Here is a 13,681-nt window from a genome sequence, read left to right on the forward strand (position 1 = left end):
ACGGTTTATTTCTGAAGCGCAATTCGTACGTCACACCGGAGCCCTAAGATGAAAACAAGATGGATCAACCAACTCTCGACCCTCGCGATCGCCGGCACGCTGCTTGCGGGATGCGCGACCGAGCAGGGGACCAACACGGCGGTCGGAACGGGAGCCGGCGCCGCGGGCGGCGCGGCGCTCGGCGCGCTGATCGGCGGCGGTAAGGGCGCCGCGATCGGCGCCGGCGTCGGCGCGGCGGGCGGCGCGCTCGTCGGTTATAACTGGCAGTCGATCAAGAACAAGCTCAATGGCGGCACCAAGGGCACGGGCACCCAGATCACCGAGCAACAGGACGGGTCGCTCAAGGTCAATATTCCGAGCTCGATCTCGTTCGACACGAATAGTTACCTGATCAAACCGTCGTTCGCGCCGGTGCTCGACCAAGTCGCCCAGACGCTCAACGAACATCCCGAGCTCAATGCCGAGATCGATGGCCACACCGACAGCACGGGTTCCGCCCAGCTCAATCAGGTGCTGTCTCAGAATCGCGCGCAAAGCGTCGCGAACTACCTCGTCGGCCGTGGCGTCGCGCAAGGCCGCCTGACCGCATACGGCCGCGGCGCGACCATGCCCGTCGCCGACAATGGGACCGAGGCGGGCCGCGCGCAGAATCGCCGCGTCGAGATCTATCTGCGCCCGGTTCAGCGCTGACGCGCGACCTGCCGCAACGTATTGCAACGTGTCGTGACGTGTTGCGATCGTCGGCATCTCGCAAAGAAAACGCGATTTCGAGCGAACTCGTACGCACCCCGGCTGTCAGTACATACGGTACGCGCCTGGTGACCTGGGTGCGTCACCATTCTCCTCTTGTCGTTGTTGCTCCGGGGCGCCCTCGCCCCGGTTTTTTTTGCCTGAACGACGCGTTCATGACGGCCTGAACGCCGGCCTGAATACCGACCTCGGCGCACGGACGCGAGCGCGTCCCGCGTGAATCTCCGCCGCACTGGTAAAATCGACCCTCCGGCGCCCGCCCGGACCGCGCGATCGCACCGCGCCGGTCGACGCGCCCAGGCATGACCCCATTCAACCTTCGCAGCCTGCTCTATGCCCTCCAACGCCCCGCGCCGCATCCTCGTCACGTCCGCCCTGCCCTACGCGAACGGGCAGATCCATATCGGCCATCTGGTCGAATATATCCAGACCGACATCTGGGTGCGCACGCTGCGAATGCATGGCCATGAGGTCCACTACGTCGGCGCCGACGACACGCACGGCACGCCGATCATGCTGCGCGCCGAGAAGGAAGGCATCACGCCGCGCGCGCTGATCGAACGCGTCTGGCAAGAACACAAGCGCGACTTCGATCACTTCGGCATTTCGTTCGATAACTATTATTCGACCGACTCCGAAGAAAACCGCGTGCTGTCCGAGCAGGTCTATCTCGCGCTCAAGCAGGCCGGCCTCATCGCCGAACGCGATATCGAACAGGCGTACGATCCGGTCCGCGAGATGTTCCTGCCCGATCGCTTCATCAAGGGCGAGTGCCCGAAGTGCGGCGCCAAGGATCAATACGGCGACTCGTGCGAAGTCTGCGGTTCGACCTACGCGCCGACCGATCTCAAGAACCCGTACTCGGTCGTCTCGGGCGCGACGCCCGTGCGCCGTACGTCGACCCATCATTTCTTCAAGCTGTCCGATCCGCGCTGCGAAACGTTCCTGCGCGACTGGGTCGCGAAGCTCGCGCAGCCCGAAGCGACGAACAAGATGCGCGAATGGCTCGGCGATTCGGGCGAAGCCAAACTCGCCGACTGGGATATCTCGCGCGACGCGCCGTATTTCGGTTTCGAGATCCCGGGCGCGCCCGGCAAGTATTTCTACGTCTGGCTCGATGCGCCGGTCGGCTACTACGCGAGCTTCAAGAACCTCTGCGAGACGCGCGGCCTCGATTTCGACGAATGGGTCCGCCCCGGTTCGAACACCGAGCAATACCATTTCATCGGCAAGGACATCCTCTACTTCCACACGCTGTTCTGGCCGGCGATGCTCGAGTTCTCGGGTCACCGGACGCCGACGAACGTCTTCGCGCACGGCTTCCTGACGGTCGACGGCCAGAAGATGTCGAAATCGCGCGGCACGTTCATTACCGCGCAAAGCTTCATCGACGTCGGGCTCAATCCCGAATGGCTGCGCTACTACTTCGCGGCGAAGCTCAACGCGACGATGGAAGACATCGACCTGAATCTCGGCGACTTCATCGCGCGCGTGAACTCCGATCTCGTCGGCAAGTACATCAATATCGCGAGCCGGGCCGCGGGTTTCCTCGTCAAGCGCTTCGAGGGCCGCGTCGACGACGCAGCGATGCAGCACCCGCTGCTCGTGCAATTGCGCGATGCCGTGCCGGCGGTCGCCGCGTTCTACGAGCAACGCGAATACGGCAAGGCGCTGCGCCAGACGATGGAACTCGCGGACACGGTCAACGGCTTCGTCGATACCGTCAAACCGTGGGAACTCGCGAAGGATCCCGCGCGCGCCGCTGCGCTGCGCGAAGCATGCAGCGTCTCGCTCGAAGCGTTCCGCCTGCTCACGCTGATGCTCAAGCCCGTGCTGCCGACGCTCGCCGCGTCGGTCGAAGGCTTCCTCGGGATCGCGCCGCTCAAGTGGGCCGACGCATCGGCCGCGCTGTCGTCGAGCCATCCGATCAACGCATATCAGCATCTGATGACGCGCGTCGACCCGAAGCAGATCGACGCGCTGATCGCAGCCAACCAGGAGTCGTTGCAGGCCGCACCCGCGCAGCCCGCGAACGACGCCGCGGCGGCCGGCGCCAAGACCGCGAAGGCATCGGCCCCGGCGGCCAAGCCCGCCAAGGGCGGCGCTACCGAAGGGGACGCGGACGGCGTCATCTCGATCGACGATTTCGCGAAGATCGATCTGCGCATCGCGCGCATCGTCGACTGCCAGGCCGTCGAAGGGTCGGACAAGCTGCTGCAGCTCACGCTCGACGTCGGCGAGGAGAAGACGCGCAACGTGTTCTCGGGCATCAAGTCGGCCTATCAGCCCGACCAGCTCGTGGGCAAGCTCACGGTCGTGGTGGCGAACCTCGCGCCGCGCAAGATGAAGTTCGGCCTCTCCGAAGGCATGGTGCTCGCCGCGTCGGCGGCCGACGAGAAGGCCGAACCGGGCCTCTACATTCTCGAACCGAACTCGGGCGCGAAGCCGGGCATGCGCGTGCGATAAGCCTCGCGCATTCGACATCGACAACGCCGGGTCTTGCCCCTCGAGACCCGGCGTTTGTTTTTCCGTCTCAGTCGAAACGCCGATTGAACGCGACATCCACGCCGTTGAGCGTGCCGCTGTGAATCGCGAGCGACCAATTGCGCGTGATCGTCCACGTGATCTTGAACAGGTTCTGCGCGGTCTGCAGCCCCTGCTCGTAGCCGAACACGAAATGCTCGTTGATCGCCTTCGCGATCTGCACGACCTGCGGATCGGTCAGGCCGTTCTGGCTTTGCCCGATCGTGAATTCATCGAGCCCGAAGGTCTGCGCGATCCGCTTGCCGCCCGTGCTGCCGAGCAGCGCAAGCGCGGTCGACATCGTGTTCTGTTGGCCGAGGTTCGTCGTCGTATCCGTGCCATGTCCGAACAACAGCCATGAGAGCTTTTCGGAATCGGGCAGATCGGGGATCGAGACGAGCTTCGCGATCGGCGCGCGCACGGTCCCCGTGACTTGCACGCCCGCCTCGTACTCCTGGTTGCGGCGCATCGCGAGAATATTGATGCCGGGGTTGTCGACCGGTCCGTTGAACGTGAAGTAGCCGTTCTCGATGTCGAGCTTGCGGCCGAACGCCTCGTACGTCGATCCGGGTTCGACGCGCACGTTGCCGTCGGCGCGCAGCGGCTCGTTCGGCGCGCTGACGACCGTGATCGCGCCGCGCAACGCCATATCGGCGCCGCTCCCCTTGAAATAGAACCGCTGTCCGAGATCGATCGACACGTTCGCGCGCGGCGCAAAGCGGCTGACCGGTTTCTCCGACGCGGCCGGCACGCCGGTCGCGGGCGCGGCGCCCACGAGTTCGCCGTCGCTGCGCACGATCTTGACGTCGTCGCCGAGCGCGGGCGCGGCGCTCTCGGGCAGGTCGAATTGCGCGTGATCGACGACGAACTTGCCGTCGATCGCGAGGCCGCCGACGGGCCCCGAGTGTTTGAGATCCGCGCTGCCCGAGAGCGACAGTTGCCGATCGGGCGAGGCGAAGATCTGAAGCTTGTCGGCGATGATCTGCGCGGAGATCTGCGGATCGTCGCGGTCGAGCTGGATCTCGCCGGTCGCCTTGAGCAGGCCGTCCGCGCCATGAAACTCGACTTGTTTGAGGTCCACGCGGTTGTCGGTCAGATCGATCCGCACGATGCCGTTCTTGAGCGTGATCTGCTGGTCGACGGCCGTCACCGACAAATCGTCGCCCGTCAGCGCGCCGTTGAGCTTGAGGCGGCCGACTTCGCCCGAGACATCGAGCGCGAGCGCCGCGCGGCCCGCAAGCAGATAAGCGGGGCCGAACAGTTCGCCCGTCGTCTTGAGCGCCGGCACATCGGCCTGAATATGGCCGCTGATCGGCTCGCCGCGCTCGAACGTCAGCATGCCGTCGCGCGCCGCGAGTTCGACCGTCAGATCCGCGCTCGCCGTGCCGATCCGGCTCGCATCGACGGCCGCGTTCACGTGCGCGCGATTCGCGCCCTCGAAATCGACGCGCGCCGCGAGCTTGCGCAAGCCGAGCGGCACCACGCCGCGGCCGTTCCCCGACTGCAGATCGCCCGTGCGGCGCTGGATCGCGAGATGGCCCGATGCCGTGTTCGCGAGCGTGAAATCCCAATCCGCATCGAAGACGAGGTCGGTGCGCAGCGTCGACGGCGTGCCGCTGAACTCGGCCTGGATCGCGAGCACGCGGGCGAGCGCGAGGTCGCTCAGCGAACCGGCCGACGTGATCCGGCCGTGATCGAGTTCGAAGCGACCGAGCGCCAGCGTCGCCGTATCGATCGCGATCTTGGTGTCGCCGATCGAGACCTTCTGATCGGCCACAGCGACCTGTACGGGCGATTGCAGCGCGATACGCGGCGAGCCGCGGTTGTCGAGCGCCGAGATCGTGCCGGACCATGCGGTCGCGCCGCGCGCTTCGGTCAGCGCGCCGCGTCCGGCCACGCCGAGATCGACCGGATGTCCCTGGACCTTGCCCGTCGCGCTTGCATCGAAGGTATGCGCGGCGCGCGTACCGCTCAGGTGCGCGGCGAGCGTCGCGAACTCGACACCGGGCACCGCGACGTCGCGCGCGTCGAGCGTCAGCGAGAGCGCGCCGTTCGCGCCGTCGCGCAACTCGGCGCGCCCTTGCGCGTGGCCGACGCGGTTGTCGCCGAAGACGAGATGCTCGGCATCGTAGGTCGCGCTCGCGTTCGGGTGCGCGAGCGTGCCGGTCAGATCGGCATCGGCCTTGACGAAGCCCGCGACGCCGAAACCGAGCCGTTCGAGCGCGGGCGCGTCGACATGCACGAGCAGATGGTCGCCCGCGCCGCCGAAGCCGCCCTTGAGACTCGCGTCGTTGCCCGCGACGGACAATTCGATATGACTCGGCAGCAGGCGCATGCCGGCGAGCGCCACGGTGCCGGCGCCCGTCATCGGCAAGCCCGCGTAGACCGCGTCGCGCAAGGTGAACGTCGCCTTGACCGTCGTCGGCGCGGCGAGCGTGCCGTCGGCGCTCAAGGTGCCCGAGATCCGGACATCGCGCGGATCGAAGCTCGGATGCGCGGGCGCGGTATGGGCGACGGGCGTCGCGGTCGTCACGCCCGCCGGGGTCCCGCCGGCGACCGCTGCGGATGCTGAGGCCGCGGATGCCGACACCGCCGCGCTAGCGCGCGCCGCGTCGCCGTGGACCGCCTGGCTCCCGCCCGCATCCGCCTGCACCGCGGGTTCCGCCTTGCTCGGCGGCATAATGGGTTTTGACGCGGCTTTTGACGCGGGTTTTGACACCGGTTTCGGCGCAGATTTCGAGGCGGATTTCGATACGGGTTCCGACGCGAGCAGCACGAACGGATCGAAGTCCGTCAACGTGGCCTTGACCGAATAGCGCGAGGCGAGGTCGTGCTTGAGCGACCCGCTCGCTTCGACGCGGCCCTTGCCGAGCTGGAGCTTCAGCGAATCGATCTGCGTCTGCGACGGCGTGAGGCTGACCGCGGCCTGCGCCCGCAACGCGAGCGCCGGATCCGCGAGGTCGGCTTCGACCTGCTGCGCGCCGTCCTTGAGCACGATGCGCACGGGGCCGCCGACCCGCGTCTCGCGCACCGCGGGCGTCAGCGTGCGCAGATCGAAATTCGCGATCCGGAGATCGAACTGGCCCTTGCCGTCATGCAAGCGGCCGCTGCCTGTCACGCTCGCGTCCTTGACGATGCGCACCTGCAGTCCGTCGATCGCCTGATCCGTCGGATCGAGATGAATCTGCGCGTGCGCGTCGATCAGCGGCAACTTGCCGTCGCCGATCAGGCCGGGCGTCGCATTGACGATCGACGCCGTGCCCGCGACGGTGAACGCCGTGCTGCCCGCCGTCGGCGCAACGGGGGCGACGTCGGCATGCACCGACAAATCGGCCGACGGCGCGCTCGCGCTGAATGCGCGCGGATCGACATGCTCGAACGCGAGCGACAGCGTCTTGAGCGGCACGTCGGCGAACGGCATCGCGACCGCGCTCGCGTGGCCGACGAGCTGCATGCCGCTCGCGTCGACCTCGGCCGTCAGCGTTTCGAGCGATCCGCTCACGCGTGCGCCGACCTTGATTTCCTGTTCGGAGACCTTGCCCGACCATCCTGCGTCGCCCGACAGCGCGAACGGCCGCACGCCGTCGAGCTTGGCCGCGGCGGTCAACGCGCCCCACGGCGTCACGAAGCTGTCGATCGCGACCTCGTGATGGCGCCCGTCGGTGCGGCCGCGCGCCGCGATATCCGTGAATTCGGTCGTCGCATCGCCGTCGTGGATGCGGACTTTCGATACGCGCAGTTCCTCGATATCGAGCGCGAGCGGCACGCGCAGATCGCGCGGCAGCGTCATCGGCGTCGTGCTCGTCGATGGCGCGATCCGTACGTCGATCGTGCCCGCGCGAACGTAATCGATCGTGAACTTGAGCGGACGGCGCGTCAGGCGCCAGCGCCCGTCGAACCGGTCGATCTCGATATCCGTACCCGCGTCGTGCCAGCGCAGATGGCTGAACCGCACGCCCGTGGCGAGCGCGCCGCCTTCGAACGTGCCCGACAGATGGCCGTCGAGCAGTTGCACGGCGGCCTGCCAGACGTGTCGCGTGCCCTTCTCGGTCTGGATCGCGCCGAGCACCGAGCCGAGCGCCACGACGACGAGCGCGGCGAGCGCCACCAGCGGCCAGACCGCCGCCCGGAGCCAGCGGCCGCGCCGCAGCGCCGCGCGACGTTCGGCGCGCCGCGCGTGCCGCGGATCGCCGCCGTCACTGTCGCCGTTGCCGCCATCGCCACCGTTGCCGCCGCCTCCGGAACGGCCGCCGTCACCCGCGCCTTCCGCGGGGTCGGGGTTCGCGCCGGGCGCGTGCTCTGGATTGTCGGAAGTCGGGTCTGGATTCATCGGCCGAGGTCAGAACGCGATGCCGAGCGTCAGATACGGACGCCACGAATGGTTCTGGATTCCATACGCAATATCGAGATTGACCGGGCCAACGGGGCTGCGCCAGCGCGCACCCGTGCCCACGCCGCTGTAGATCGTCTTTTCGTACCAGGTATCGGTCGCGGTGCCGACATCGTAGAACACCGCGGCGCCCCAGTCGCGCGTGAACCAGTGCTGGTACTCGGACGTGCCCGTGATCATGTATTTGGTCGGCAGGATCGAGCCGCCGACGTTGTTGCCGAGGGCGTCGTAGCTATAGCCGCGCACGGAGTTCGCGCCGCCCGCGCGATAGAGCAGCGAAGCGGGCACGTCGAGCGTACTGGCCGACGTGAAGACGGCGCCGAGTTCGAGCCGCAGCAGCACGAGATCGGTCTTGCCGATCGCCACGTACTCGCGCCCGGCCGCGTAGAGCCGCCCGAACGTCGCATCGCTCGCGAGCTGCTTGACGCCGACGCCCGCCGAGATCGTCACGATATTGCCCGAGCGCGGGAACACGAGATCATCGACGTCGCGGCGCGTCCAGGTCCAGTTCGGCACGAGCGCGGAACTCGTGACCGACGATCCGACGTTCTGGAGCAGCCGGTCGCGGTAGTAGAGCAGCGAATACGTGAAGTCGTAGTACTGCGACGTGCGCGCGCGCTGGATACCCGCGCGCATGCTGAAGATCTCCGTGTCCTGAATATCGCTGCGCGTGTACGCCGCGAGCGCGCTGTTGACCCAGCCGTACCGGCCCGGCGGCATCGAGATCTGGACCTGCCCCTGGTCCTGATCGCGCTCGATGCGCCCCGTCACGCTGAACACCCACGCGCGGTCGAACAGGTTGAAGTACTGATAGTTGCCCTGGATGTAGGCGCCCGTGTCCGAGCTGTAGCCGACGCCCGTGCGGACCGACTGATACGGGTATTCGCTGACTTTGAGCCGCACGGGCGTGTCGTCCGGGTGCGCCGTATCGCTGTCGACGTCGAGCGCGACGCTCGCGAAATACGGCGTCGCCTGAAGCTGCTTCTGGAGTTCCTGCACACGCTCGGCCGAGTAGATCTCGCCGACATTGAGCGGATTGATATTGGTGATGATCCAGTCGGGATACCGGCGCGTGCCGTCGATCGACAGCGCGCCGAGCGTGAACGTCGGCCCGCTCTCGAAATTGACCTGCAGCGACGCCTTGTGCGTCGCCGGATTGATCCGCGCCTCGGAATGCGTGATCTTGGCGCCGAGATAGCGCTCGGCCTGCAAGGTCTTGAGCGCCGTGTCCTTGGCGGCATCCCAGGCCTCCTGGCTGAACGGGTCGCCCTCGTGCAGCGACCACGCGTCGCGCGTGGCTTTCGCGCGCGCCGGCGCTTCGGTCAGCATGGGGCCCGCGAAACCGAGATTGACGGTCGTCACGACCGTGATCGGGCCCGGTTCCACGTTGATGTCGACATGCCGCTTGCCTTCGATCACGCGCTCGTCGGTCGTCACGGCCGGCGTGAAGTAGCCCTGGGTTTCGAGCAGATCGGCAACCTGGCGCGGCGCGGCCGTCACGAGAAACTCGTATTCGTCGTCGGTCAGATCCTGGCGATCGGCGAACCGCGCGAGATCGAGGTGCGCCTCGAGCAGCTTGCGCAGCGCGCGCGGCGCATGAATGTCGACGACGTACAGGGCCTTGGGCTTCGCTTCGGCGCGCGGCGCGGCGATCGACACGGCGAGCGCGGCGGCCACGAGCATCCGGACCGCGATCCGCGCCGCGGGCCGCCGTACGGACAGGGCCACGCGGCAAAGGCGGGCGACAAAGGCGCGGGCGCGGACCGGCAAACAGAAATCTCCTAAACGAGGGTCGTATCAGTCGTCGATGAAGCGACGGGCGTTCGAGAGCGCCGGCCCGCGTTATTTGACCACAACCCAACCCCGACCGGCCGCGAAAGCGTCAACCCGCTCGCGCGATGCAATCTGCGAAGAACGCAAATTCGTAATCTGCGTTCTTCGCAGATTCGTGCGGTAAAATCCGGTTCGCGCATTCCCGCGCTTAGACGACAACCGCGCGTTCCCCGCGCAATGCCAGCCATGTACCAGTCGGACATTACTCAATTCCTCAACAAGCTCAAGGCAGATCGTCCGCAACTCGAAGACGAGCAGCGCAAGGGCCGCTCGCTGTTGTGGGACAAGCAGCCGATCGACCTCGAGGAACGTGCTGACCAGCAAGCGTCGCGCATTGCCCAGACGCCGTACTCGTACTACCAGAACTTCTAAGCCCGCCGTTCGAGCCCCGCGCCCACGCCGATGACCGCTCAGGTATCCGCCCCGGTAAGCGACGACGCGCTCGCGGCCCCGGTTGCCGATTCGACGCCCGACGTCGTCGACGGGGTCGCGTTCGCGCGCCTCTACGGCGAGCCGCTGTTCAAGCTGCCGCAGGATCTCTATATCCCGCCCGAGGCGCTCGAAGTCTTCCTCGAAACCTTCGAGGGACCGCTCGACCTGCTGCTGTACCTGATCCGCAAGCAGAACTTCAACGTCCTCGACATTCCGATGGCCGAGGTCACGCACCAGTATCTCGGGTACGTCGACCAGATCCGCGGCACCAATCTCGAGCTCGCGTCCGAATATCTGCTGATGGCCGCGATGCTCATCGAGATCAAGTCGCGCATGCTGCTGCCGGTCAAGAAGGCCGACACGGGCGAAGAGGCCGAGGATCCGCGCGCCGAGCTTGTGCGCCGGCTGCTCGAATACGAACAGATCAAGCTCGCCGCGCGCAAGCTCGACGAGATTCCCCAGCTCGGACGCGACTTTCTGCGCGCCGAGGTCTATATCGAGCAATCGCTCGCGCCGCGCTTCCCCGACGTCGATCTCGGCGAACTCCGCGAAGCCTGGGCCGATGTGCTCAAGCGCGCGAAGCTCGTCGCGCATCACAAGATCAGCCGCGAGGAACTATCGGTCCGCGAGCATATGAGCCTGATGCTGCGCCGGCTCCAGGGCGCGCGGTTCATCGAGTTCGCCGAGCTGTTCGACGTCTCGCGCGGCGTGCCCGTCATGGTCGTCAACTTCATCGCGATGCTCGAGCTCTCGCGCGAATCGCTGATCGAGATCACGCAGGCCGAGCCGTTTGCGCCGATCTATGTGCGGCTCGCCTACCTACCGACCTGAACCCGACCGGAACGGCGCGGGCCGGGCGCAGAGTCCCGGCGCGCGCCGCTTCCTCCCTCGACACCCTGAAGGACAACCGCTCCGATGAAAGTCATCAGCTCGATTCACGAACTACGCGACCAGTTGCGCGGACAGAACCGCGTCGCGTTCGTGCCGACGATGGGCAATCTCCATGAAGGCCACCTGTCGCTGATGCGGCTCGCGCGCCAGCACGGCGACCCCGTCGTCGCGAGCATCTTCGTGAACCGGCTTCAATTCGGCCCGAACGAAGACTTCGACAAATATCCGCGCACGCTCGAAGACGACATCGAGAAGCTCCAGAAGGAGAACGTCTACGTGCTGTTCGCGCCGACCGAGCGCGATCTGTACCCCGAGCCGCAGGAATATCGCGTGCATCCGCCGGCCGACCTCGGCGACATCCTCGAAGGCGAATTCCGGCCGGGCTTCTTCCAGGGCGTCTGCACGGTCGTCACGAAGCTGTTCTCGTGCGTGCAGCCGCGCGTGGCCGTGTTCGGCAAGAAGGATTACCAGCAGCTCATGATCGTGCGCGGCATGGCCCAGCAGTTCGCGCTGCCGACCGAGATCATCGCGGCCGAGACCGTGCGCGCCGAGGACGGCCTCGCGCTGTCGTCGCGCAACCGCTATCTGTCGCCCGAAGAGCGCGCCGAAGCGCCGAAGCTCAAGGCCTTGCTTGACGACGTGCGCCGTCAGGTGCTCGACGGACGCCGCGACCTCGCGGCGCTCGAAGCCGAAGCGCTCGGCACACTGGCCGCGCGCGGCTGGAAGCCCGACTACGTCTCGATCCGCAAGCGCGCGAATCTGCGCGCGCCGGCCGCCGACGAGGCGTCGGCCCCGCTCGTCGTGCTCGCGGCCGCGAAGCTCGGCCAGACGCGGCTCATCGATAACCTCGAAATCTGAGCGATGCGCCGGCCGCGGCCCGGTCCGGCGTCGCGTCCGCGCGCCACCAGCCGCCGCGAGCGGCCCGACCCCATGGCGATGCGCGCCAAGACGCGCCGCGCATCGCGCCCCGTCTTGAATCAAGGAGTCATCCGTGCAACGCATCATGCTGAAGTCGAAGATTCACCGCGCGACCGTCACCCATTGCGAGCTTCACTACGAAGGATCGTGCGCGATCGACGAAGACCTGCTCGACGCATCGAATATCGCCGAGAACGAACAGATCGATATCTGGAACATCAACAACGGCGAGCGCTTCACGACCTATGCGATCAAGGGTGAGCGCGGCAGCGGCATCATCTCGCTCAACGGCTCGGCCGCGCGGCGCGCGCAGCTCGGCGATCTCGTGATCATCGCGGCGTTCGCGATGGTCGAGGACGCCGACGTGCGGGGCGGCAAGCACAAGCCCGATCTCGTGTTCGTCGATGCGCAGAACCGGATCAAGGGCACGCGCGACCACGTGCCGACCCAGGCCTACGAAACCGTCTGACACCGCGCGCGCGGCCTGCCGGCGGGACGCGGCGCCGCCTCTGGACGCCTGCCGTTCACCGCTCGCGGTTCAAGCCTTGGCGTCGAGCCAGTCGAGGATCGGCTGCCATTGTTCGAGATCCTTCGCGACGCGGCTCGGCGTGACGTCCCAGAGCGTCAGGCCCTGCGCGGCCAACTGGACGTAGTTCTGCGTATCGCGGATATAGCCGAGGACCGGGAGGCCGAGCCCTTCGACGAATCGATGCAGTTGGTCCGCCGATTTGGTCCGCGCGTCGACGCGCATGCCGACGATGCCGATCTTGATGTCGCCCTTGCGGACCGCCTTCTCCTTGGCCAGCCGATCGAGGAAATCGCGCGTCGCGAGGATGTCGAAAATCGACGGCTGGAGCGGCACGATGACCCGATCCGCGAGGCCGAGCGCGACGTCGAGCCGGTTGCCGTGCACGCCGGCCGGCGTATCGACGACGACCTGTTCGAGTCCCTTCGGCGGCTTCTGCGGCGCGTCGAGATTGATGTTCCAGGCCTCGATCGCGGGCAATGCCGCCGGACGGATATCGAGCCAGGCGTGCGCGGACTGCTGGCGGTCAAGGTCGGCGAGCGCGACCCACTCGCCGCGTGAGGCGAAAAAGCCCGCCAGATTGGTCGACAGCGTGCTCTTGCCTACGCCGCCCTTCGGATTCGCGACAACGATCACCGCCATAGGGTCTCCCGGAGCGAAGGTGTTCTTGAAGCAGATTCGGTGCTGATGTGTTTGACGTGCCGCGCATCGCGCACGAAGGTGCGCGTGCGTCAGCGGCGCTTTATTATCGACGAAACCGTCGTCGTGCGGGAAATGCCCCCATGCAAGGCCCTCTTCCGGTAATTCCACTTATGACCCCAGGTGATTCGGAGTCGATGTCGGCCTCTCCCGTTCCGGCGTCGTCAACCGCGCGCACGGTGTTCGTGCTCGGCGGCGCGCGCTCGGGCAAGAGCGCTTACGCGGAACGCTGTGCCGCGCAAAGCGGATACCCCGTGCGCTATATCGCGACCGCGACACCACCGAGCGCGCACGACGATCCGGAATTCGCCGAACGCATCGCGATCCATCGCGCGCGCCGGCCGGCCGGCTGGCAGACCGTCGAGGCGGGCGCGGATCTCGCGTCGGCCTTGCGTGACACGGGTGACGCGGGCGACGCCTGCCTCATCGTCGACTGCCTGACGCTCTGGCTGACCGGACTGTTCTTCCCGGCCGGCGGCGGGGGCCCGGTCGCGGACTGGGCCCGTCACGTCGATGCGTTCGACGCCGCGCTGGCCGGCGTTCGCGCGCCCGTCTACGTGATCAGCAATGAAATCGGCCTCGGCGTCGTGCCGCTCGGGGCCGACACGCGCCGCTTCGTCGACGAACTCGGCCGGATCAACCAGCGCATGGCCGCGCGATGCGACGAAGTCGTGCTGATGGTCGCGGGCCTGCCCATGCGCGTCAAACCATGAGACACA

Annotated in this window: 10 protein-coding genes; 7 read left to right on the forward strand and 3 right to left on the reverse strand. The window is 66.8% G+C overall.

Translation table 11 applies throughout. The features are described 5' to 3' along the window. Positions 1-48 precede the first annotated feature (48 nt). Positions 49-690, forward strand: a complete 642-nt coding sequence (locus D7S86_RS10105) for a YiaD family glycine zipper/OmpA-like lipoprotein (RefSeq protein WP_121085928.1) — start codon at positions 49-51, stop codon at positions 688-690. A gap of 393 nt (positions 691-1,083) precedes the next feature. Beyond that, on the forward strand, positions 1,084-3,216 hold the full coding sequence (gene metG, locus D7S86_RS10110; RefSeq protein ID WP_121085931.1) for a methionine--tRNA ligase: 2,133 nt from the start codon (positions 1,084-1,086) through the stop codon (positions 3,214-3,216). Between the two features lie 67 nt (positions 3,217-3,283). On the opposite strand, the gene D7S86_RS10115 is transcribed toward metG, so the two are convergent. Beyond that, positions 3,284-7,603, reverse strand: coding sequence for a translocation/assembly module TamB domain-containing protein (locus D7S86_RS10115; protein WP_121085933.1), 4,320 nt, complete (start codon positions 7,601-7,603; stop codon positions 3,284-3,286). 9 nt (positions 7,604-7,612) lie between these two features. Then, positions 7,613-9,346 carry an autotransporter assembly complex protein TamA gene (locus D7S86_RS10120; RefSeq protein ID WP_121085935.1) on the reverse strand — a complete coding sequence of 578 codons (1,734 nt, stop codon included), beginning with the start codon at positions 9,344-9,346 and terminating at the stop codon, positions 7,613-7,615. Positions 9,347-9,682: 336 nt separating this feature from the next. On the opposite strand from D7S86_RS10120, the gene D7S86_RS10125 reads away from it, so the two are divergent. From D7S86_RS10125 to panD, 4 genes are all read left to right on the forward strand, one after another. Then, entirely contained in the window at positions 9,683-9,868 is a 186-nt protein-coding gene (locus tag D7S86_RS10125) for a DUF3460 family protein (protein ID WP_166444113.1), read from the forward strand. A gap of 30 nt (positions 9,869-9,898) precedes the next feature. Beyond that, positions 9,899-10,759, forward strand: a complete 861-nt coding sequence (locus D7S86_RS10130) for a segregation and condensation protein A (RefSeq protein ID WP_121085939.1) — start codon at positions 9,899-9,901, stop codon at positions 10,757-10,759. An 84-nt stretch (positions 10,760-10,843) separates the two neighbouring features. Continuing rightward, a complete protein-coding gene (gene panC, locus D7S86_RS10135) occupies positions 10,844-11,677 on the forward strand; it encodes a pantoate--beta-alanine ligase (RefSeq protein ID WP_121085941.1) in 834 nt (277 codons plus the stop codon). A 133-nt stretch (positions 11,678-11,810) separates the two neighbouring features. After that, positions 11,811-12,206, forward strand: coding sequence for an aspartate 1-decarboxylase (panD, locus tag D7S86_RS10140; protein WP_121085943.1), 396 nt, complete (start codon positions 11,811-11,813; stop codon positions 12,204-12,206). Positions 12,207-12,275: 69 nt separating this feature from the next. On the opposite strand, the gene D7S86_RS10145 is transcribed toward panD, so the two are convergent. Further along, on the reverse strand, positions 12,276-12,905 hold the full coding sequence (locus tag D7S86_RS10145) for a ParA family protein (RefSeq protein ID WP_121085946.1): 630 nt from the start codon (positions 12,903-12,905) through the stop codon (positions 12,276-12,278). Between the two features lie 194 nt (positions 12,906-13,099). Between D7S86_RS10145 and cobU the strand changes: the two genes are divergently transcribed. Then, positions 13,100-13,675 (forward strand): bifunctional adenosylcobinamide kinase/adenosylcobinamide-phosphate guanylyltransferase, encoded by a 576-nt coding sequence (gene cobU, locus D7S86_RS10150; protein ID WP_121085948.1) that lies wholly within the window; start codon positions 13,100-13,102, stop codon positions 13,673-13,675. Positions 13,676-13,681 lie beyond the last annotated feature (6 nt).

The sequence above is a fragment of the Pararobbsia silviterrae genome (assembly GCF_003628125.1).
Classification (GTDB): Bacteria; Pseudomonadota; Gammaproteobacteria; order Burkholderiales; family Burkholderiaceae; genus Pararobbsia; species Pararobbsia silviterrae.

What these genes read in the sequence shown, in the direction of transcription:
- D7S86_RS10105 (WP_121085928.1), top strand. Translation starts at nt 49, where the DNA reads ATGAAAACAAGATGGATCAACCAACTCTCGACCCTCGCGATCGCCGGC.
- metG (WP_121085931.1), top strand. Translation starts at nt 1,084, where the DNA reads ATGCCCTCCAACGCCCCGCGCCGCATCCTCGTCACGTCCGCCCTGCCC.
- D7S86_RS10115 (WP_121085933.1), bottom strand. Translation starts at nt 7,603, where the DNA reads ATGAATCCAGACCCGACTTCCGACAATCCAGAGCACGCGCCCGGCGCG.
- D7S86_RS10120 (WP_121085935.1), bottom strand. Translation starts at nt 9,346, where the DNA reads ATGCTCGTGGCCGCCGCGCTCGCCGTGTCGATCGCCGCGCCGCGCGCC.
- D7S86_RS10125 (WP_166444113.1), top strand. Translation starts at nt 9,683, where the DNA reads ATGTACCAGTCGGACATTACTCAATTCCTCAACAAGCTCAAGGCAGAT.
- D7S86_RS10130 (WP_121085939.1), top strand. Translation starts at nt 9,899, where the DNA reads ATGACCGCTCAGGTATCCGCCCCGGTAAGCGACGACGCGCTCGCGGCC.
- panC (WP_121085941.1), top strand. Translation starts at nt 10,844, where the DNA reads ATGAAAGTCATCAGCTCGATTCACGAACTACGCGACCAGTTGCGCGGA.
- D7S86_RS10145 (WP_121085946.1), bottom strand. Translation starts at nt 12,905, where the DNA reads ATGGCGGTGATCGTTGTCGCGAATCCGAAGGGCGGCGTAGGCAAGAGC.
- cobU (WP_121085948.1), top strand. Translation starts at nt 13,100, where the DNA reads ATGTCGGCCTCTCCCGTTCCGGCGTCGTCAACCGCGCGCACGGTGTTC.